This window comes from Candidatus Bathyarchaeota archaeon A05DMB-5, assembly GCA_019685655.1.
Taxonomy (GTDB): Archaea; Thermoproteota; Bathyarchaeia; order Bathyarchaeales; family Bathycorpusculaceae; genus DSLH01.
The window spans coordinates 160,160-179,474 of record JABFQP010000002.1 but is presented as its reverse complement, the minus strand read 5'-3'; the positions used below and the strand labels follow the sequence as shown (position 1 = coordinate 179,474).

Here is a 19,315-nt window from a genome sequence, read left to right as displayed (position 1 = left end):
GATGTTTGATGAGTAAGGCGTATGAAACTGTGAAAATAGAAAGAGAACAAAGCGTGCTGTGGATTATACTCAACAGACCGCACAGACTAAACGCCTTCAACGATGTCCTCTTAGAAGAATTGGCAGACGCCTTAGACACAGCCGAAAAAGACCCTTCAATAAGATGCCTCGTAGTAACTGGCGAAGGCGACAGAGCCTTCAGCGCAGGCGCAGACGTGACAATGTTTCCTAAAGCGACACCAGCAAAAGCCGAAGAATTCTCAAGATTCGGACAGAAAGTGTTCGGCAAAATCGAAGAAATGTCCAAACCAGTCATAGCCGCAATAAACGGCTTCGCACTCGGCGGCGGACTAGAACTCGCCCTAGCGTGCGACTTCAGAATAGCCGCAGAACACGCAGAGCTCGGAAGCCCAGAAATACTGTTAGGCTTAATTCCAGGCTGGGGTGGAACCCAACGCTTAGTGAGAATTGTTGGTTTGGCAAAAGCAAAGGAAATGATAATGCTTGGCGTCAGATTGAAGGCTGATGAGGCGTTAAAGGCGGGTTTGGTTCACAAGATAGTTCACTACGAAAAACTAAAAGACGAAGTGCGCGCAATAGTGCAGAAACTCGCTGAAGGACCACCAGTAGCGATGAAATACGCAAAACACGCGTTGAATTTCGGAACACAAGTGCCATTGGACGTAGGATTACGACTTGAATCCGGACTTATGGGGCTGTCGTTCTCCACAGAAGACCTAAAAGAAGGCGTAGAAGCTTTCATGTCCCGAAGAAAGGCAGAGTTCAAAGGCAAATAACACAGTAGCCTTTTCTTTTCCTCCTCTTTTCTATACTTAACACACAAAAAAGTGTGAGTGCCATGAGAAAAGTTGCAGTAATAGGTGTTGGCAACTCTAAATTTGGAGTAAGAAACGACGTAAACATTGCAGAATTGGCTTTCGAAGCCGTTAAGCCCTCACTTGAAGATGCGGGCATAACAGCAAAAGACATAGAATTCGTCGCTTTAGGCTCCACAGGCGCAGGAGCATGGTATGAAGAGCTTCTTCCAGCGGTCGTTTCCGCCGAATATTGTGGGTTAACAAAGGCTGGCTTAACCCGTTGCGAAGCAGCATGCGCAAGTGGCAGCGCCGCGTTTTTCACCGCTTATGCAGCGGTAGCAAGTGGACAAGCTGAAATTGCCATGGCTCTTGGAGTTGAGAAAATGAGGGAGATTGATTCTCCGACGGCTATGGAGTGGATTGGGAGGGCTGGCTATTACCTTTGGGAGTTTCACAATTTTGGGTTGACATTTCCAGCGTATTATGCGTTGTATGCAAATGCGCACATGGCTAAGTATGGCACAACCGAGGAAGATTTGGCGTTAGTAGCTGTCAAGAACCATAAATACGCGACGATGAACCCGATTGCGCACCTGCAAAACAAAATAGCAGTTGATGATGTGCTCTCTTCTATGGTTATAGCGTCGCCTTTGAAACTTTTTGATTGTTGTCCCATGACGGACGGTTCTGCTTCTGTTATTGTTGCGTCTGAAGAAAAAGTTAAGGAGCTGAAAGTTGACACGCCAGTTTGGGTTGCCGGCATAGGATACGCTTCTGGAACGGCGAACATGAGCAAAAGGAGAGATTACGTGGGACTCGAAGCCAGCGTTTTAGCGTCGCAAATGGCATACAAAATCGCAAAAGTAACGCCAAACCAAATTGACGTAGCGGAAGTTCACGACTGCTTCACAATAGCTGAAATACTCGCCTACGAGGACATTGGATTATGCGCTAAAGGCGAAGGCGCCAAGCTAATCCGTGAAGGACAAACAGAGATAGGCGGAAAAATCCCAGTGAACGTTGACGGAGGCTTAAAAGCCAAGGGACACCCAATCGGCACGACCGGCTGCTCAATGATTTACGAGATAACAAAACAGCTTAGAGAAGAAGCCACTGAAAAGTCAAGACAAGTGCCATTGAAGAATTATGTTGCTTTGGCCCACAATGTAGGCGGAACGGGACATTATTGTTATGTGACAATTTTGAGGAGATGAATCGTATGGCGTCTATGCCTTCGATAAAATCGAGAGAAATTAAAATTGTGCAAGACATACCCATAAGTAAGACTTTGAAGTTTTGGGAAGGCTTGAAAGAAGGAAAAATCTACGCAACCAAATGCCACAAGTGTGGACGGTTATATTTTCCGCCTTCTGCCGATTGTTCAGAGTGCTTATGTTCTGAGATGGACTGGATTGAGCTGAGTAGCGAAGCTGAAATCGAAACGTTCACGCATGTAGTTTTTAGACCCACTTCTTTCTGCGAATACAAGCCTTACACTGTGGCTATTGGAAAGTTGAAAGAAGGCGTCCAAGTGCTTGCGTGGCTCACTGGGTTTAAGCTGTCGCAAATCAAGGTTGGAATGAAAGTCAAACTTGTCGCGAAAACTTCGCAGGAAAGAAACCCAACATACGAGTTTGTCCCACCTGAAACACAATAAATCCCTTTTTTACTGCCCAACTTTTTTTATCCAATCAACGGTTTTAGCAATTAGCTCTTGTTCTTTTCCTTTGTAAATGTGGTCTGCACCGTTTATTGTCAGTAGGCTTTTTGGTTCGTTGGCTGAGCGGTAGATTTCTTCTGCTTCATCCACGCCTACAATGTTGTCTTTTTCGCCTATTACCACGAGCAACGGAATATTACGAAGTTTTGAGGCGGCTTCGCACTCATTCAATTTCATAAGTTTTTCTCGAACATCCCGTGGACGCAGCTTAACTCCATAAACTTCCAAATTAAGCAATCTTGAAATGTCTAAAACCTTATCTATTCGCGAAAATGCCAAAAAAGCGTACAAACCCAGTGTTCCTCTTGTTCGCCTTATGAATTTTCTAACGTTGTAGTTGTGATTTTTCGGCGTTGACCACAACACGAGTCCCTTAACTCGGGTCTCATTTTGCAAGGCACAAAGTGAAACGGCACCGCCTAAACTGTGTCCAACAACAAAAATCTTGTTCGGAGCGACTTCTGGTCTCGAAGCCAAATAGTTTAATGCGCATTTAACGTCTTGTTGTTCGCCGATGCCGTAATCAAATTTTCCAGTGCTCTTTCCAACTCCGCGAAAATCAAAAAGTAAAGCCACGAACCCTTCTTTGCAGGCATTTTCAGCCAATCGGGCATAAAGTCTTAGACCATTCGAGCCTTGAGCGTTGAGTCCGTGGCAGATAAGCACGGCTGGTGCGGGCACAGCGTTTGGAATGTAAAGTTTGCCGTAAAGCTTCGCATCAGCGCATTCTATCCAAACTGTTTCGGTTTTCACTGCAAGGTCATCCGTGAAAAATGTTATTACTTCCTTATTTCGTTTATATTAAAAAATAGGGTTATTTATGCCTAGAAAAAAAGTTAAGAAGGTAGAAGAGCCGGAAAAATTGGAAAAACCATGGTTCAAATTCTGGCCGGAAAAAGTCCGCAAACACATAGATTATCCCGAGATTCCGCTTTTCGAGTTTTTGCGAAAAACCGCAGAAAAGTATCCTTTCAAAACTGCGCTGGTTTATTTTCATAGAGAAATTACCTACAAAGAATTGGACTTGTTGACCGACAAGTTTGCGACAGCCCTTGACAGTTTAGGCGTGAAAAAAAGTGACAAAGTGGCTATTTTCTTGCCGAATGTTCCTCAGTTCATAATTGCCTATTATGGTGCGATTAAGATTGGTGCAATTGCGACTGCGATAAGCCCGCTGTATAAAGAGCGTGAAGTGGAGCATCAACTGAACGATTCAGAAGCCGAAACCATAGTTGTTTTGGACTTGCTTTATCCGATTATAGAAAAGGTTTGGAGCAAAACCAAACTGAAGCATGTTATTGTGACGGGTTTAAAGGATTACATGCCTAAGGCTACAGCAGTGTTAGGCAGTTTGCTCAAGAAGATTCCGCAGCAAAAAGTTGAGCGCAAACCCAACGTTTACTTCTTCACAGAACTAATAAACAAGTATGAAGCGAAACCGCCGAGTGTGGAGATTAACCCGAAAGAGGATTTGGTGGCGCTTCAATACACTGGCGGCACAACGGGCACTTCGAAAGGCGCGATGTTGACACATATGAATTTGGTTTCGAACGCTCTCATGTGTGCCGAGTGGCTTCAAGGCGACGAGGCTGAAGAAACTTTTCTTGCCGTATTGCCGCTCTTTCACATTTACGGCATGACAACTGGCATGAACGCGCCAATTCACTTGGCTGGAAGAATCGTTTTGCTTCCGCGATTCGACCCAGTAAGCACTTTCAAGGCTATTCAAAATTACCGAGTTACAGTGTTCTGTGGTGCGCCAACAATGTACGCTATGCTTTTGGCTCATCCGGACCTGAAGAAATATGACTGCACTTCTGTGCGTTTCTGCATTTCTGGTTCGGCTCCGCTTCCGCCTGAAGTTCAAAAGAAGTTTATGGAAGTGACTGGCGGCGTCTTGGTTGAAGGCTATGGCTTGACTGAATCGTCACCAGTCACACACTGTAACCCGCTTGACAAGTCGATGAAAACCGTGAAGATAGGCTCTATTGGCATTCCTTGGCCTGACACGGACGCGAAGATTATGGATTTGGAAACTGGAGAGAAAGAGCTTGCGCCTGGCGAGATTGGCGAGTTGGTGGTTAAGGGTCCGCAGGTGATGAAGGGCTACTGGAAAATGCCCGAAGAAACCGCTGAAGTTCTTCGCAACGGGTGGCTTTACACTGGTGACATTGGTAAGATAGATGAGGATGGCTACTTCTACATTACTGACAGAAAAAAGGACCTTATCAAATACAAGGGATACAGCGTTTATCCAAGAGAGCTTGAAGATGTGCTTTATGAGCATCCAGCCGTGAAACTGTGCGGAGTGATAGGTAAACCAGACCCCGTTGCAGGCGAAATTCCAAAAGCTTTCATTGTGCTAAAAGAGGGAAAAACAGCGACGGAAAAGGAGATTATGGATTTTGTGAACGAAAAAGTGGCGCCTTACAAGGCGATAAGAGAAGTGGAGTTTCGAACAGAACTGCCGATGACGTTAGTGGGCAAGGTTCTCAGAAGAGTGCTACAAGAAGAAGAAAAACAAAAACTAGCAAAAACCTAGCGTTCTTTCTTTTTTATGCTGATTCGTTGATTTTTTTGCCTGTTTTCTTTGTCCATTCGCTGATTGGTATTGCGAATTGTTTTTCCACGTTGGGTCTATGTATGCTGTTGTAGGTGCAGAATGAGCGTATCTTGCCGTCTGGCGTGGCATAATGAATTGCGCATTTCTGAACACGGTCTAAATCAAAATTCCAAACGTCTTGGAAGTGCATTATTCCTATCATAACTATTCTGCGCATGAAATCGCCTAAAGCCTCGTAGCTTCCCTTTGTTATCACGTCTCTGATTAATCTGCCAACGAGACTTGATTTGGCCATGGGCAAAAGCTTCAGCATCTTCATCTTTGCAATTGTCTTTTTGCCTTTAACACCAGAATAGTAAACGCTCCAGAACACGTCAGCGAACTTGTCAACATCCACGTAATCCATTACAGGTTTGAAAGAACCATCCTTTTCAACAACAAGAAAAGTCGCCGCACCGCACATGGGATGCATCGTAAACTCCGGATAAACCTTACCTTTTATTGCACCCATGCCTTTGGAGACTGGAACAGGCCAGTTAACTGGTCGCCAATCCCAGCGCGAAACAACGCCGTTAGTCTGCTCCTCAATCAGTTTCATGGTGTCCGGTATTGTGATGCGCATCTTTCTAAGCTCGTCTTTTCTGGCTCTGCCAGCCATTGAAATCGGCTGAATGTTAATGCACCGTACAACATCATGGTTTTTAATTGTGTAATCTACTATAGCGCCTAAATCCTTGTCGTTAACGCCCTTTGCCAAGGTGACAACCAAAACAACCGAATCCAACCCAAGCGTTCTCGCGTTCTCTATAACTTTCTGTTTGACTGGAACAAGGTCTGCTCTTGCACGTGTCTTCTTGTAAATTTCTTCTCTTAAGCCGTCAAACTGCAAGTAAAGCGTGCTTAACCCAGCGTCTAACAACTTCTTGAAGTAATCAACATCTGCGGCAATGCGCAACCCGTTAGTGTTAACCTCAACATGGCTTATTCCCGCCTTTTTTGCTTCCCTAATCAAATCTGGCAAATCGTTCCTAACTGTTGGTTCACCACCGCTAAACTGCAGCGCGTTGCAAGCCCATGGGCGATTAGCCCTTAAAAGCTTCATCATGTCAACAATCTGCTCGTAAGAAGGTTCATAAACATAATTTGCGGCTCCAGCGTAAGCAAAACAGACTGGACAAGCCAGATTGCACCTGTTTGTAATGTCGATTATGCCTAAAATTGTGGCTGTTCTGTGTTTTGGGCAGATTCCGCAGTCGAATGGACACTCGTTAACTGTTTTGGTGTGTGGGTTCTCTAAACCAGTGCCCACATACTTTTCGTTGTACCATTTGTCGTAGAACCATTTGTAAAGTTCAGCGTCGCCCCAGTAAATGTCGTCAAACTTTCCATGTTCAGGGCAGGTTTTTTCTAAGTAGATTATGTTGTTTTCCTCGTAGATTCTCATTGGAATCCTTTTGAGGCATTCTGGACATATGCTTGTTGAATGGGTTTCAAATTTTTCTGCTTCTTGCTTGGTTGACATTTAACTGTCACGCTCTAAATGAAGCGTTCATTATTTTTATACACCAGATTTAAAAATTAAACCATATAAATCTTGTAGTAAACTTTCACACACTAGGTGTACGCGCATGAACCGTAAGGTAGTCTTAAGCGACGAACTCCGCAACTTCGTAGAATCCCGCCTAAAAGTAAACCTCGAAGGCATAGAAGAAACTCTTCGCCAAATATTCCAAAAGCAAGAGCTAAGCATTGAAGACTTAAAAGAAACAATGCAAAGCCTCGAAGAAAGCTTCACTCTTTTATCGCAGAAGTGGAATCTTCAAATCCTCTACATACTCTTCCTCAAAAACGCCGCAAACTTCGGAGAACTGAAAAGAATCTTAGGCGTCAACTCACGCACCTTATCAGATAAACTGAAAATTCTGGTGCAAACCAGATGCGTCCAAAGAACAGTTGAGGAAGGACCGCCATTAAAAGTGAAATATTCGCTTACGAAATTGGGCTATAACACAATTTTGCTTGCTCTTCCATTCCTTTACTACGCCAGCGGACATCTCACCTAAAAACTACATATCAAGCATGCTTTAAGCAGCTTAACACTTATGTAAATCACTCACATCGTTTCTAAATTTAGGAGTCCTACTGCAGTGCGCTTAAAAATCAAAATAGTCGGCATAATTCAAGGAGTAGGCTTCAGACCCTTCATTTACCGTATTGCAGTGAAAAACAACCTTAAAGGCTACGTAAAAAACAGAGGCGATGCCGGAGTAGAAATACTCTTAGAAGGCAAAGAAAGCGACATCCAAAACTTCATAAGAGACTTGAAAGAAAAGAAGCCGCCGCTTGCTCAAATCCACGAAATCCTAACCATGGAACTCAAAGGCAAAAACGAGTATGCCACCTTCTCAATTCATAAAAGCTCAAAAGAAACAGAGCTTTCCGGCTCAGTTATTCCACCTGACATAGCCATATGCGGCGACTGCCTAAAGGAGCTTAGAGACCCTAAAGACCCAAGATACGAATATTTCTTCATCACGTGCACGAACTGCGGTCCAAGATTCACAATAATCGAGAAGCTCCCATACGACCGCGAAAACACCACTATGCGAGACTTTCCAATGTGCAGTTTCTGCCTAAAAGAATACAAAGACCCTCTGAACAGGCGTTTTCACGCTCAGACTGTGGCTTGCCCAAAATGTGGACCAAAAGTGTATTTGACAACCCACAAAGGCGAATTAGTTGAGCATAAAGACCCTGTTCGAGAGGCTGGCAAGCTTCTTGCTGAAGGTTTTATAGTGGCAATCAAAGGTTATGGCGGCTTTCACGTGGCAACTTCAACGCTCAAGGATAAACCGTTGATTAAGTTGAGAAGGGTCAAGCATCGCAGCCAGAAGCCCTTCGCTATTATGGCGCCAAGCTTGGAAGCCATCAAAACTTTCGCGGAAGTAAGGAAACAGGAAGCGGCACTTCTAACCGCTTACACTCGTCCAATCGTCTTGCTGAATAAAAGCCACACCTATTACCTTTCCGATTTGGTCGCTCCCAGATTGCATAACGTCGGCGTTATGCTGCCTTACACGGGCTTGCATTACATGTTATTTGACAAGGTAAACGAGCCAGCCTTCGTAATGACAAGCGCCAACCCCCCAAACCAACCCATAATAAAAGACAACGAAGAAGCCTTGCAAGCCTTAGGCGGCACGGCTGATTATTTCCTCTTTCATAACCGCCAAATAGCCCACAGATGCGATGATTCAGTAGTTCGAATGCATGGCAAAAACATTGTTTTTTTGAGGCGTTCAAGAGGATATGCCCCTGCACCGATAATGTTGAAGGAAAAGGCGAAACGTTGCGTTGTAGGTTTAGGCGGAGAACTCAACAACACCGCATGCGTTTTGCTTGGAAACAAAGCCTTCATTTCCCAGCACATAGGCGACGTAGAAAACATCGAAACCCGAGAGTTTCTGGAAAACGCAACAAAACACTTAATCCGCTTAACAAACAGTAAAGTAGACGCGGTTGCTTGCGATTTACATCCTAAATTTACAACAACAAAGCTTGCCCATGACTTGGCGGAAGAAAATAGTTGGCAACTGTTTCAAGTGCAGCATCATTATGCGCACATTGCCGCCTTAATGATTGAGCATGACATAGAAGAAATTGTTGGCGTCTGCTGCGACGGATATGGGTATGGCACGGACGGCGAAGCATGGGGCGGCGAAATTCTACTTTGCACACGTGAATTTTCTAATTTTAAACGAGTAGCCCACCTCGAAAAGCAGCCCTTGGTCGGTGGCGACTTAGCCACACGGTTTCCGTTAAGAATGGCAGCAGGAATACTCCACAAAAAAGTGAACGTGGAAAACTGGCTTTTACAAAACAAACAGCATTTCCCGCATGGCGAAAACGAAATACGCCTAATCCTAAACCAGCTTGAGAAAAACAACAATATTATCGAGACAACAAGCTGCGGACGAGTTCTCGACGCCACAGCGGCGGTTTTAGATATTTGTTATGCGCGCACGTATGAAGGCGAGCCAGCGATGAAACTCGAATCTATAGCATTGAAAGGTAAAGACGCAATTAGGCTTAAACCCGTAATAAAGAGCAGCACCTTGGACACGACACAAATGCTGCTGGAGATTTTCCAAAACAGAAACAAACATTCCCAAGCAGATTTAGCCTATTCCATGCACTCCTACCTAGCCAGAGGATTAGCAGAACTAGCCATAGAAAACGCCAAAGATAACAGCATCAGAACTGTCGGATTTTCCGGCGGAGCAGCGTGCAACGAAATACTAGCGTCAATAATGCAGAAAACAGTGGAAGCTGCTGGTTTACGGTTTCTAGTTCACGAGGCTGTTCCACCTGGCGACGGTGGTATATCTTTTGGTCAAGCAGTTGTAGGTGGATTTTTCCAAGTTTAAACCATAACCATTTTATTACGGTCTATTTGTGGTTTAATATTGATAACTAATGTGTTTGGCGATTCCAGCAAAAGTCATAAGCGTTCAAGAGGACAAAGCCAAAGTGGATTTCGGCGAAGGCGTTTTGAGAGAAGTTAATGTGACGCTTGTAAATGCGAAAGTGGGCGATTACGTGTTGGTGCACGCTGGCTACGCAATCCAAGTTTTAGACGAAAAAGAAGCAAAAGAAACAATACAACTATGGAACGAAATTCTCCAAGCAGAAACGCCGAAAAACTAGACAGTTGAGTTGAAATGACTGAAAAATTAAGGTTCCGCGACCCAGAGCTTGCGAAACGTGTAACAGAAAAAATTCATGATGTCGCACCAAAAGAGGAAACAGTCAAAATCTGCCATGTCTGCGGCACGCACGAGTGGACAATTACACATTTTGGCATACGCAGCTTATTACCGGCAAATGTTGAAGTTATTGCTGGTCCAGGCTGTCCAGTATGCATAGTGCCAGCGTCTGAAATTGACGAAGCCGTGCAGCTAGCTCTGAAAGGCGTGACGGTCACGTGTTTTGGTGATGTCTTGCGTGTGCCGGGTTCAAAAATGTCTCTTTTGGATGCAAAAGCTGAAGGCGCTGATGTGCGCGTTGTTTATAGTGTCAGTGATGCTGTAAGATTAGCTGAAAAGGAGCCGAATCGAGAATTCACGTTTTTTGCTGTAGGCTTCGAAACCACAGCGCCTTCAACAGCTGTGGAAATCCAAGGCAAGCCGTCCAAAAACCTTTCTTTTCTGGTTTCTCATCGTGTAATTCCGCCAGCCATGAAGCTCTTGGCTGAAATGGAAGACTTAAACTTGGACGGGTTTATTGCGCCGGGTCACGTGAGCACCATAATTGGACTGAAATCCTACGAGGTTTTCCCGCAAAAATATGGCATGCCAACAGTTGTGGCTGGCTTTGAGCCGCTTGATGTTTTGTTTGGCGTTTACATGATTCTGAAACAGTTAAAAGAGCGCACTCCACGCTTAGAAAATGAATATACACGCGCAGTGACTTGGGAAGGCAACACGAAAGCGCAAGAGTTAATGCAGAAAGTTTTTGGTGTTGTGGATGGTAACTGGCGTGGACTTGGCACGATTCCCTCTTCAAAATGCGTGTTTAACAGCGAGTATGCTTTTTGCGATGCCCATTTGAAGCATGACGTGAAGGTTGAGCATGGCGTGGACATACAGCGCGGGTGTAAATGCCATCTTGTCATTATCGGCAAAATCAAGCCTACGGAGTGTCCGCTATTTCTGAAGGCGTGTATTCCGCAAAAACCAGTTGGCGCTTGCATGGTGAGCATAGAAGGAACATGCAGAATATGGGCAAGAGAAATGGCTACTGAATCAGCAAGTTAGCATATTCTTGGCACGGGGTCTCCAACAGGTCTAGCGATTATTCTTTTTCCTCCGACGATTGTTTGCATGGCTACACCCTTGAAGTCTTTTGTGGCTTCACCGATGATTTCCGCTTCTTTCCCTTCCTTAGTCTTTTTCAGAAGCTCCAGCATCTCTTCAGCCTTCTCTTTCACAATCCCTATGATTATTTTTCCTTCGTTTCCAATTTCAAGCGGGTCCAACCCAAGCATTTCACAAGCTGCACGCACATCTTCTCTTATTGGAATTTTATCCTCTTGAACAAGTATGCCCACATGAGATTTTTCGCTGAACTCGTTTAAAGCGTCGGCTAATCCGCCTCTCGTTGGGTCTTTCATGGCTACGACACCGCCGACATTGCTGAGCAAGCGCTGAATCAAACGGTTTAAGGGTTTAACATCCGATTTTATGTCACTTCCGAAGCTTAGCCCTTCTTGCGCTGACAAAACAGCCAAACCATGGTCGCCAATTGTTCCAGACAATATTAACTTGTCTTCAGCTCTAAGGTTTGAGTCGAGAATCCACCGCGCTTCAAAATCATTTCTGAATTGCTTAACAACTTTGAGATTTTTCTCTAAAGCGTTGTTTCTTCTACCAATCCCTGAAACATTTATTACGCAACCGCCTAAACTTCCCTTTTCAACGACCTTAGTGTCGCCCGTCACAATGTTTACGCCCGCTTCTTTACATGTCTCTTGCATACTAGCTAGGATTTTCTCAAAATCGTTTAAGGCTAAACCTTCTTCGAGAACAAAACCGCAAGTTAACGCGTAAGGCTCAGCACCCAAAACTGCAATATCGTTGACTGTGCCAGAAACCGCGAGGCGTCCGATGTCTCCACCTGGAAAGAATATGGGCTTAACAGCGTGGGAGTCGCTTTTCAAAACCACGTCGCCAACAACCGCCGCGTCATCAAGTGCCTCAAGCGGGACATCAATATTGTTAGCTCCGCCAAAATACTTCACAATATAATTCTTGACTAGGTCGTGCATGACTGTTCCGCCAGCACCATGTAACATAGTAATATGTCCGTTCTTAACCGTCAACAATTTCCACTCTCGCCTTAAACTCTGAATACTTTACAATACAAGTTGAACATAAACACATCGTAAATGTGCCTAAAACTTCACCATTCAATTTTTAAAGTTAGAATAAACTTTCTAATAAGTCATGCAACAAACAAAAGGGTATCTTCTCATAGTCGCTGCTTCAGTCATATGGGGAACTATGGGAATTTTTGGAAAACTCGCTTTCGCTTATGGAATCGACCCGATAACATTAACTGCCTTGAGAATCGTAATTTCCTCTTCAACAATGCTGCTTGCGCTACTCTTGTTTAGGAGAAGTCTTCTCAAAATCGAGAAGAAAGACCTTCCACAACTAATAATATTTGGCGTTTTAGCCGTGGCTCTTCAGAGAGTCGCCTATTTCTACACTGTCGACTTGACAACCGCGACGATAGCGGCAGTAATGTTTTACACGTATCCCGTTTTCGTCACAGTCCACGCATCAATATTCCTAAAAGAAAAAATAACTTCCACGGTAATACTTGCGATAGTCTTGGCGTTCTCGGGCGTTGCGCTTGTCGTTAAGGCTTATGAAGTCGCGTGGTTAAACACAAACCTTTTGGGTCTAGCTTTTGGCATACTTACAAGCCTATTATTTGCGTTATACTTTTTAATGTGCAGAACATTACGAACCCGCTACACAAACTGGACCCTACTACTATATGGCGACGGAATAGGCGCAATCGCTCTAATCCCAACACTCTTCCTTTCTTCATCCCAAATCGTCAATTATCCCCCACAACTTTGGACGCTAATAATCATAATCGGACTTTTTCCCTCTCTCACAGCCTATCTTCTTTTTTCCTACGCTTTAAAATACGTTGAATCCGCAAAAGGAAGCATACTATCCGTCATAGAGCCTCTTTCAGCTGCTGCCTTCTCAATAACAATTCTCGGAGAAAAATTTGAAATATGGCAAGCGGCAGGCGTGGCACTCGCGTTAACTGGAATAATCCTACTCTTCTACAAGCCGAAACCCAAAAATTGAATATGCACTTCCTTCTATACCATCAAAGGCGCTACCTCTTGCAAGCCAAAATTATCGATATCACCCGAAACAAAAACTACGAAAACTATCTTTATAGATGCTTGGCGCCGATGCCGTTCAGAAAATATAAATCAAGAAATGAATACTTGGAGAAAGCAATCGCTAAGGGTTTCCATAAGAAACTTTTAACGTTCAACAATAGAATAGTAGGACAGATAGAGTATGCATCGCCAGAAGCGTCTGGTTATCCCATAATGGGCGATGACATAATAGTATTAAATTGCGTCTGGGTTCTGCGAAAAGCAAAAGGACACAGCTTTGGCAAAGTCCTCATTGAAGATATGGTGGATAACGAAAAATGCGCTGCTGGCTTCGCTACCATAAGCTTAGAAAATCATTGGAGCCCATGGTTTATGAAGTGGCAAATGGAAAAGTTTGGCTTCAGACCGGTTGATTCAATTAAGGTTTCGCACAAACTAAAGCGTAAGGAACAAAGTTTCGGCATATATCTTATGTGGATGCCGATAAAAGAAAAAGCAAAACTTCCTGCATGGGATAAACAAAAGATTCTGGAAGGACTAACCTTTTGTCTTGCACATCCGCTTTATCGCCCGCAAACATTCAAAGGAAACATTTTTGAAGAAAAAACATGTTTTAGAAGACGTAAGTTAGTCTGAAAATCGTTTACGTTAAAGGAAAACCATATAAATCGCCATGTAGCTGTTCAATTGCACAGTTGGAGAGAACACAAATTGCCAAAATGGGGATACTCAATAACAGAAGAAGCATTAGACCCAGAAAAAACCGCGAAAGCAAGCGGGCGAGAAGTTAGAGTATCCCATAAATCCGCTCGCGAAATCTGCAGAACAATCAAAGGAATGATGCTCACAAAAGCAAAACAATACCTTAAGGACGTAATAGCCAAAAAACAAGCAGTCCCCTTCAGAAGATTCAAGAAGAAAGCGGGTCACCACCACGGACTAACAAAGGCCTACGCAGGCAAATACCCAGTAAAAGCAGCAAAATACGTGCTAAAAATACTTGAAGGCGCAGAAGCAAACGCTGAATACAAAGGTTTAGACACCGACAGACTACGCATAATAAATGCATCCGCGTTTCCAGGAATTAAAGTAAAACGGTACATGCCACGCGCTTCTGGAAGAGCAACGCCGGACTTTGAAACTCTATGCCACATTGAAATAGCTTTAGAAGAACAACCAGAAACAGGGGTAGAAACGTAATATGGCAGTCGTTAAACATTTTGTAACAGAATCCATAAAGAAAACAGAAATTGACGAGTTTTTACAGAAAAAGCTCGAGAGAGCCGGATACGGCGGAGTAACAATTTCAAAAACTCCGCTTGGGACACACGTAGTAATTTATGTGATGCGTCCTGGGCTGGTCATAGGACGTGGTGGAGAAACAATAAGGGAACTCGCGGCAATTTTGGAAGAAAAATTCAAAATTTCCAACCCGCAAATTTCTGTTTCTGAAATTGAGATTCCAGAATTAAACGCTTATGTTGTCGCTTCTCGTGTGGCTTCCGCCCTACAAAGAGGCGTGCATTTCAGACGCGCCGGATTCTGGGCTCTAAACCAAGTCATGGACGCTGGAGCTTTAGGCGCGGAAATAATCATAAGCGGAAAATTAAGAACCGAAAGAGCAAGATTTGAGAAATTCCGAACTGGATACTTACCCAAGACTGGAGACGCAGCACTGAAATACATGCGCAAAGCCGAAGTTCACGTTCAATTGAAACCCGGCATTTTCGGCGTGAGAGTAAGAATAATGCCCCCCGACGCAAAGTTTCCAGACAAAATCCAAATAGTGGAGGAGGCTCCACCGTCAACCGAAGAAGAGATTCCAGAGGAGACCATTGAAGCCGCTACAGAAGAAAAAACAGAAGAGCCGACAGCAGAAGCTACAGCAGCAGAAGAAGAAAGCAAAGAAGAAGCAAGTGAAGAAAAGGAGGAAACAAAGTAAAATGCCAATACTGCGGGTCAAAGAGATAAGGGGCATGTCCAGCGAGCAAAGAATGGAAAAACTTGACGAGCTTAAAACAGAACTTGTTAGGCTAAAAACGATGGTTAAAGCAGGCGGCACAATAGAAAACCCCGCGAGAATCCGAGAACTACGCAGAACAATCGCTCGGATACTAACAATAGAAAACGAGCAAAAACTCGGACTTAACAAAGAAAGGAAAGAGGAGAAAAAGAAACAATGAAAGTAACGCCTGACATAATCCGCTGCGAATTTATAGGAAACGAAGCCAAAGTTGCCAAAAGCACACATCCGGGGTATTTGGGGATTTCTGGAAAAATAGTAGATGAGACACGTAACACTTTTACGATTTTACATAAAGGCGAAAAGAAAATAGTCATTAAGAACATGGCGGTTTTCCACTTTAAATTTCCCGATGGCGCAATCGTGGAGATTGACGGCAAAATTCTCTCTGGAAGACCGGAAGACCGCCTTAAAAAGCATGTAAGGAGGCTGTGGTGATGTCGCTAGTTTTTAAGAAGCCTAAGAAAACTTGTAAGGACCGAAATTGTCCTTTTCACGGTGAACTCCCAGTTAGAGGTCGCGTGTTAGACGGCGTTGTTGTTAGCGCAAAAATGGATAAAACGGTCATAGTGAAACGTGAATATCTCCATTATGTTCCTAAGTTTCTAAGATATGAAAGAAGACACAGTTGCATTCCGTCCCACGCTCCGCCATGCATAGACGTGAAAGAAGGCGATAGAGTAGTAATAGCTGAGTGCCGCCCAATAAGCAAAACCGTCTCGTTTGTCGTGGTTGAAAAGATGGAGGAGAAGTAAAAATGGCGGCGAAAGCGAAACAAAGAGCATTAGTCGCTAAGGGAATGCTCGGGCATGGACCCAAAATTTCAAGAGGATTACAACCTCCCGCAATATTGAGATGTGCTGACAACAGCGGAGCCAGAGACCTAAGATTAGTTCAAGTTATGGGTTACAAAGGAAGGCTGCGGCGTTATCCATCAGCTGCAGTCGGCGACAAAATAACCGTTTCCGTTAGACATGGAACGCCCGACATGAGAAAGAAAATCTTTCAAGCAGTAATTGTTAGACAAAGAAAACCCTACCGCAGAGCCGACGGCGTCTGGGTTCAATTCGAAGACAACGCGGCAGTAATAATAACGCCCGATGGCGAGATGAAAGGCTCCGAAATTCGCGGTCCAGTGGCAAAAGAGGCAGCGGAAAGATGGCCAAGAATAGCGAGCGCCGCCAGCATCATAGTGTAGAGGGAAGAACATGCAAGCCATAAAGCCAGTAACAAAACCGTCGAAACAAAGAAAAATGGTGTTTCAAGCCCCACCCCACATACGCTACAAACTTTTCGCTGCGCCTTTATCGTCTGAATTACAAGCTTCACAAAAAGTTAAAACTTTGCCAGTTAGAAGCGGCGACACAGTCCGCATAATGCGTGGAGACCATAAGGGATTCGAGGGGAAAATAACCAGCGTGGACCGAAAAAAATACAGAATTTACGTTGAAGGCTTAACAAGAGAAAAAGTTGACGGAACTACAATATTTGTTCCCATACATCCTTCCAAAGTCATGATAACCCGTTTAAGTCTCGACGACAAATGGCGAAAGAAAATCTTGGAAAGAAAAAGGGCAACACGCGAAAAAATTGAAGAAGTAGTGGAAAAACCTCCGAAAAAAGTCGCCGAAGTAAAGGAAAAGGTCATCGAAGAAAAACCGCCAGAAAAGAAACCGCCAAGAAGAAAGAAAAAGGTAGCTGAGAAAGCAAAAGAGGAAAAAACTGAAGAGAAGACAGAAAAACCCGAGAAAAAGGAAAAACCCAAAGCAAAGAAACCAAGAGCCAAACGTAAAACAACAGAAAAAACTGAAGGAGGAAAATAGCTTGGGAAGAAAAGGAGGCTCAACAGGACTAAAACGCAAACCAGCACCGGGATTTTGGCCAATCCATAAAAAAGAGAAAGTGTGGGTTGTAAAACCGTCGCCTGGACCGCATTCGCTTGACAAATGTGTGCCTTTGACCGTGGTTCTCCGTGACATTCTAGGTCTCGCAGAGACTAGGAAAGAGGCTAAAACAATAGTTTCGCAAGGAAAAATGCTTGTTGATGGAAAAGTTAGGCGTGAAGACGACTTCCCAGCTGGTTTGATGGATGTTATTTCTTTACCAGACGCTGAAAAGTACTTTCGTGTTTTGCCTTCAAGAAAAGGTTTGATTCTTCACCCAATCAGTAAGGATGAAGCAAACTTCAAACTATGCAGGATAGAAAACAAAACCGTTGTTAAAAATGGGCACGTGCAAATTAATCTTCATGATGGCTCAAACGTTCTCGTTAAAGTTGCTGACCCTAAAAACCCACAAGAAGACGTTTACGAAACCTTCGGCACACTAAAGATAGGTTTTCCAGAAAGACAAATTCTTGAGCATGTAAAACTGAAAGAAAACGTTCTAGCCATAATAACAGGCGGAAAAAACATTGGAAAATACGGTAAAATAGTTGAAATCGAAAAAGTGAAAGGTAAAAAACGTAAGAACGCTCTCGTAATAATTGAAGATGAGAAGGGCAATCGATATCAGACAATTTTGGATTTCGTTTTTGCAATAGGCGAGGCTCAGTCGCTCATATCATTACCGGAGGCAACCTAAAATTGTCTGAGGACGAAATTCGCAAAGCATGGATTGAGCATCCTTCTCTTAAGCCGAAAATAGAGAAAGTTGTCGTTAACATCAGTGTTGGCAAGTCTGGCGAGCCATTGGAAAAAGCCACGAAAGTTCTGAAAGAATTAACAGGTCAGACTCCTTGCAAAAGAAAAGCCAAGAAAACCGTAAGAGATTTTGGCATTCGAAAAGGAGAACCCATAGCGTGCATCGTGACCCTCAGAAAACAAAAAGCAATAGAATTTTTGAAGAAAGTTCTACCAGTAATCGATAACAAACTCTCCAAAGGATGCTTTGACCAGTATGGCAACTTTTCCTTCGGCATAAAAGAACACATCGAAATTCCCGGCGTAAGATATGACCCAGACATAGGCATATACGGCATGGATGTTTGTGTTTCTCTCATTCGCCCCGGATACCGCGTCAAAAATCGGCGCAGAGAAAAGTCGAAAATTGGTTCAAAACACATTTTAAAACCAGAAGAGGCCATGATGTTTGTTAAAGAAACTTTAGGAGTTGAAATCGTCTAGGTGAGGAAATTAAATGGGTAAGCAGAAACCGAAGAAAGAAAGAAAATATGGGAAAGGAGCAAGACCTTGCAGTAGATGTGGATCTTACGGACCGGTTATTCGACGTTACAATTTATATTTGTGTCGGCATTGTTTTAGAGAAGTAGCCAAAAAACTTGGATTTAAAAAATATGAGTGATGAGGAAAAACACGATGGACACAGTGGCTAATGGTTTGGTAACAATCATAAACAACGAGATGCGTAATAAGCGCGAATGTGTAATTAGTCCAGCGTCTAAACTCTTGGGTCGAATTTTAAGAATTATACAATTAAATGGTTACATTGGGGAATTCGAATTTATAGATGACGGCCGCGCTGGGAAGTTTAAGGTTCAGCTTTTGGGAAGAATAAACAAGTGCGGCGCTATCAAACCACGCTTCTCAGTTAAAGTGGAAGAGTTTGAAGAATGGGAGAAAAAGTTCCTTCCTTCTAGGGGCGTTGGCATATTGATAGTGTCAACACCTAAAGGTGTTCTTTCTCATACAGAAGCAAAGGAAAAACGCTTGGGAGGCAAACTGGTAGCTTTTGTGTATTAGAAGAAAGGTGTCTTGAAATGCGGATGGTCGAAGTCTCAAGAACTATTCAAATTCCGGATGACGTGGAAGCTACAGTGGAAGGTAGGAAGGTCACACTCAAGGGTGCAAAAGGAACATTAACCTCTGACTTTTCACATGCACCAATATCAATTGAACTGGATGGCAAAACCATCCGCGTTTGGGCTAAATGGCCACGCAAAAAGGAAACAGCCCTTGTAGGCACCGTTTACTCGCACATTCAAAACATGATAACTGGGGTTAGAAAAGGCTTCACATACAAGCTCAAAATAGTTTTCTCGCACTTTCCTATATCAGTCAAAGTTCAAGGAAAAACCGTACTAATCGAGAATTTCACGGGAGAAAGAGGCTCGAGAAAAGTCAAAATTGTTGGCGGCGCTCAAGTTAAAGTTCAAAGTGAAGACATAATTGTTCAAGGTATAAACCTTGAAGACGTAAGCCAAACAGCAGCAAACATAGAACAAGCAACCAAAGTGAAAAGGAAAGACCCACGAGTTTTCTTAGATGGCATATACGTGTATGAACGAAGCGAGGGAATGTAA

25 protein-coding genes are annotated in these 19,315 nt (G+C 43.7%); 22 read left to right on the top strand and 3 right to left on the bottom strand.

The features are described 5' to 3' along the window. Positions 1-8 precede the first annotated feature (8 nt). The 3 genes from HM003_03815 to HM003_03805 all read left to right on the top strand — a co-directional run bounded on the left by HM003_03815 (position 9) and on the right by HM003_03805 (position 2,475). Positions 9-797: a crotonase gene (locus tag HM003_03815; protein ID MBX5328465.1), complete on the top strand. Its 789-nt coding sequence runs from the start codon at positions 9-11 to the stop codon at positions 795-797. A 62-nt stretch (positions 798-859) separates the two neighbouring features. After that, positions 860-2,032 (top strand): thiolase domain-containing protein, encoded by a 1,173-nt coding sequence (locus tag HM003_03810; protein ID MBX5328464.1) that lies wholly within the window; start codon positions 860-862, stop codon positions 2,030-2,032. A 5-nt stretch (positions 2,033-2,037) separates the two neighbouring features. Then, positions 2,038-2,475, top strand: coding sequence for a Zn-ribbon domain-containing OB-fold protein (locus HM003_03805; GenBank protein MBX5328463.1), 438 nt, complete (start codon positions 2,038-2,040; stop codon positions 2,473-2,475). 9 nt (positions 2,476-2,484) lie between these two features. Here the strand turns inward: HM003_03805 and HM003_03800 are convergent, their stop codons facing one another. Then, on the bottom strand, positions 2,485-3,291 hold the full coding sequence (locus HM003_03800; GenBank protein MBX5328462.1) for an alpha/beta fold hydrolase: 807 nt from the start codon (positions 3,289-3,291) through the stop codon (positions 2,485-2,487). Between the two features lie 109 nt (positions 3,292-3,400). On the opposite strand from HM003_03800, the gene HM003_03795 reads away from it, so the two are divergent. Next, on the top strand, positions 3,401-5,080 hold the full coding sequence (locus HM003_03795; protein ID MBX5328461.1) for a long-chain fatty acid--CoA ligase: 1,680 nt from the start codon (positions 3,401-3,403) through the stop codon (positions 5,078-5,080). A gap of 13 nt (positions 5,081-5,093) precedes the next feature. On the opposite strand, the gene HM003_03790 is transcribed toward HM003_03795, so the two are convergent. After that, positions 5,094-6,623 carry a radical SAM protein gene (locus tag HM003_03790; protein MBX5328460.1) on the bottom strand — a complete coding sequence of 510 codons (1,530 nt, stop codon included), beginning with the start codon at positions 6,621-6,623 and terminating at the stop codon, positions 5,094-5,096. 106 nt (positions 6,624-6,729) lie between these two features. On the opposite strand from HM003_03790, the gene HM003_03785 reads away from it, so the two are divergent. The 4 genes from HM003_03785 (at position 6,730) to hypD (ending at position 10,917) form a co-directional block, all read left to right on the top strand. Then, positions 6,730-7,164 carry a helix-turn-helix transcriptional regulator gene (locus HM003_03785; protein MBX5328459.1) on the top strand — a complete coding sequence of 145 codons (435 nt, stop codon included), beginning with the start codon at positions 6,730-6,732 and terminating at the stop codon, positions 7,162-7,164. 84 nt (positions 7,165-7,248) lie between these two features. Continuing rightward, the gene (gene hypF / locus HM003_03780) at positions 7,249-9,528 is read left to right on the top strand and encodes a carbamoyltransferase HypF (protein MBX5328458.1); all 2,280 of its coding nucleotides are present in this window, start codon (positions 7,249-7,251) and stop codon (positions 9,526-9,528) included. Between the two features lie 49 nt (positions 9,529-9,577). Next, positions 9,578-9,808 (top strand): HypC/HybG/HupF family hydrogenase formation chaperone, encoded by a 231-nt coding sequence (locus HM003_03775; protein ID MBX5328457.1) that lies wholly within the window; start codon positions 9,578-9,580, stop codon positions 9,806-9,808. A gap of 14 nt (positions 9,809-9,822) precedes the next feature. Continuing rightward, positions 9,823-10,917: a hydrogenase formation protein HypD gene (hypD, locus tag HM003_03770; protein MBX5328456.1), complete on the top strand. Its 1,095-nt coding sequence runs from the start codon at positions 9,823-9,825 to the stop codon at positions 10,915-10,917. Here the strand turns inward: hypD and hypE are convergent. Continuing rightward, complete coding sequence (hypE, locus tag HM003_03765) at positions 10,914-11,954, bottom strand: hydrogenase expression/formation protein HypE (protein MBX5328455.1); 1,041 nt, start codon at positions 11,952-11,954, stop codon at positions 10,914-10,916. The genes hypD and hypE overlap by 4 nt on opposite strands. Positions 11,955-12,105: 151 nt before the next feature. On the opposite strand from hypE, the gene HM003_03760 reads away from it, so the two are divergent. The 14 genes from HM003_03760 to HM003_03695 all read left to right on the top strand — a co-directional run bounded on the left by HM003_03760 (position 12,106) and on the right by HM003_03695 (position 19,315). Beyond that, complete coding sequence (locus HM003_03760; protein MBX5328454.1) at positions 12,106-12,990, top strand: EamA family transporter; 885 nt, start codon at positions 12,106-12,108, stop codon at positions 12,988-12,990. 38 nt (positions 12,991-13,028) lie between these two features. Next, on the top strand, positions 13,029-13,667 hold the full coding sequence (locus HM003_03755; GenBank protein MBX5328453.1) for a hypothetical protein: 639 nt from the start codon (positions 13,029-13,031) through the stop codon (positions 13,665-13,667). Between the two features lie 75 nt (positions 13,668-13,742). Next, positions 13,743-14,231, top strand: coding sequence for a 50S ribosomal protein L22 (rplV, locus tag HM003_03750; protein ID MBX5328452.1), 489 nt, complete (start codon positions 13,743-13,745; stop codon positions 14,229-14,231). Between the two features lies 1 nt (position 14,232). Further along, entirely contained in the window at positions 14,233-14,973 is a 741-nt protein-coding gene (locus HM003_03745; GenBank protein MBX5328451.1) for a 30S ribosomal protein S3, read from the top strand. 1 nt (position 14,974) lies between these two features. Next, positions 14,975-15,214: a 50S ribosomal protein L29 gene (gene rpmC / locus HM003_03740; GenBank protein MBX5328450.1), complete on the top strand. Its 240-nt coding sequence runs from the start codon at positions 14,975-14,977 to the stop codon at positions 15,212-15,214. Further along, the gene (locus HM003_03735) at positions 15,211-15,492 is read left to right on the top strand and encodes a ribonuclease P protein component 1 (GenBank protein ID MBX5328449.1); all 282 of its coding nucleotides are present in this window, start codon (positions 15,211-15,213) and stop codon (positions 15,490-15,492) included. The genes rpmC and HM003_03735 overlap by 4 nt, the downstream gene beginning before the upstream one ends. Continuing rightward, positions 15,492-15,809: a 30S ribosomal protein S17 gene (locus HM003_03730; protein ID MBX5328448.1), complete on the top strand. Its 318-nt coding sequence runs from the start codon at positions 15,492-15,494 to the stop codon at positions 15,807-15,809. The genes HM003_03735 and HM003_03730 overlap by 1 nt, the downstream gene beginning before the upstream one ends. A 44-nt stretch (positions 15,810-15,853) precedes the next feature. Continuing rightward, positions 15,854-16,252, top strand: a complete 399-nt coding sequence (locus HM003_03725; GenBank protein MBX5328447.1) for a 50S ribosomal protein L14 — start codon at positions 15,854-15,856, stop codon at positions 16,250-16,252. 19 nt (positions 16,253-16,271) lie between these two features. Next, complete coding sequence (rplX, locus tag HM003_03720; GenBank protein MBX5328446.1) at positions 16,272-16,877, top strand: 50S ribosomal protein L24; 606 nt, start codon at positions 16,272-16,274, stop codon at positions 16,875-16,877. Between the two features lies 1 nt (position 16,878). Then, positions 16,879-17,637, top strand: a complete 759-nt coding sequence (locus tag HM003_03715; protein ID MBX5328445.1) for a 30S ribosomal protein S4e — start codon at positions 16,879-16,881, stop codon at positions 17,635-17,637. Then, positions 17,616-18,179 carry a 50S ribosomal protein L5 gene (locus HM003_03710; protein MBX5328444.1) on the top strand — a complete coding sequence of 188 codons (564 nt, stop codon included), beginning with the start codon at positions 17,616-17,618 and terminating at the stop codon, positions 18,177-18,179. The genes HM003_03715 and HM003_03710 overlap by 22 nt, the downstream gene beginning before the upstream one ends. Before the next feature lie 13 nt (positions 18,180-18,192). Further along, complete coding sequence (locus HM003_03705) at positions 18,193-18,357, top strand: 30S ribosomal protein S14 (GenBank protein MBX5328443.1); 165 nt, start codon at positions 18,193-18,195, stop codon at positions 18,355-18,357. A gap of 14 nt (positions 18,358-18,371) precedes the next feature. After that, positions 18,372-18,755 carry a 30S ribosomal protein S8 gene (locus HM003_03700; GenBank protein ID MBX5328442.1) on the top strand — a complete coding sequence of 128 codons (384 nt, stop codon included), beginning with the start codon at positions 18,372-18,374 and terminating at the stop codon, positions 18,753-18,755. 17 nt (positions 18,756-18,772) lie between these two features. Next, positions 18,773-19,315, top strand: coding sequence for a 50S ribosomal protein L6 (locus HM003_03695; GenBank protein MBX5328441.1), 543 nt, complete (start codon positions 18,773-18,775; stop codon positions 19,313-19,315).

Excerpts from the sequence above, each read along its gene's own strand:
- HM003_03730 (MBX5328448.1), top strand. The coding sequence starts at position 15,492 with ATGTCGCTAGTTTTTAAGAAGCCTAAGAAAACTTGTAAGGACCGAAAT.
- HM003_03815 (MBX5328465.1), top strand. The coding sequence starts at position 9 with ATGAGTAAGGCGTATGAAACTGTGAAAATAGAAAGAGAACAAAGCGTG.
- rpmC (MBX5328450.1), top strand. The coding sequence starts at position 14,975 with ATGCCAATACTGCGGGTCAAAGAGATAAGGGGCATGTCCAGCGAGCAA.
- HM003_03790 (MBX5328460.1), bottom strand. The coding sequence starts at position 6,623 with ATGTCAACCAAGCAAGAAGCAGAAAAATTTGAAACCCATTCAACAAGC.
- HM003_03725 (MBX5328447.1), top strand. The coding sequence starts at position 15,854 with ATGCTCGGGCATGGACCCAAAATTTCAAGAGGATTACAACCTCCCGCA.
- hypD (MBX5328456.1), top strand. The coding sequence starts at position 9,823 with ATGACTGAAAAATTAAGGTTCCGCGACCCAGAGCTTGCGAAACGTGTA.
- HM003_03785 (MBX5328459.1), top strand. The coding sequence starts at position 6,730 with ATGAACCGTAAGGTAGTCTTAAGCGACGAACTCCGCAACTTCGTAGAA.
- HM003_03705 (MBX5328443.1), top strand. The coding sequence starts at position 18,193 with ATGGGTAAGCAGAAACCGAAGAAAGAAAGAAAATATGGGAAAGGAGCA.
- HM003_03775 (MBX5328457.1), top strand. The coding sequence starts at position 9,578 with ATGTGTTTGGCGATTCCAGCAAAAGTCATAAGCGTTCAAGAGGACAAA.
- HM003_03695 (MBX5328441.1), top strand. The coding sequence starts at position 18,773 with ATGCGGATGGTCGAAGTCTCAAGAACTATTCAAATTCCGGATGACGTG.
- HM003_03760 (MBX5328454.1), top strand. The coding sequence starts at position 12,106 with ATGCAACAAACAAAAGGGTATCTTCTCATAGTCGCTGCTTCAGTCATA.
- HM003_03745 (MBX5328451.1), top strand. The coding sequence starts at position 14,233 with ATGGCAGTCGTTAAACATTTTGTAACAGAATCCATAAAGAAAACAGAA.
- HM003_03810 (MBX5328464.1), top strand. The coding sequence starts at position 860 with ATGAGAAAAGTTGCAGTAATAGGTGTTGGCAACTCTAAATTTGGAGTA.
- HM003_03735 (MBX5328449.1), top strand. The coding sequence starts at position 15,211 with ATGAAAGTAACGCCTGACATAATCCGCTGCGAATTTATAGGAAACGAA.
- hypE (MBX5328455.1), bottom strand. The coding sequence starts at position 11,954 with ATGTTACATGGTGCTGGCGGAACAGTCATGCACGACCTAGTCAAGAAT.
- HM003_03805 (MBX5328463.1), top strand. The coding sequence starts at position 2,038 with ATGGCGTCTATGCCTTCGATAAAATCGAGAGAAATTAAAATTGTGCAA.
- HM003_03700 (MBX5328442.1), top strand. The coding sequence starts at position 18,372 with ATGGACACAGTGGCTAATGGTTTGGTAACAATCATAAACAACGAGATG.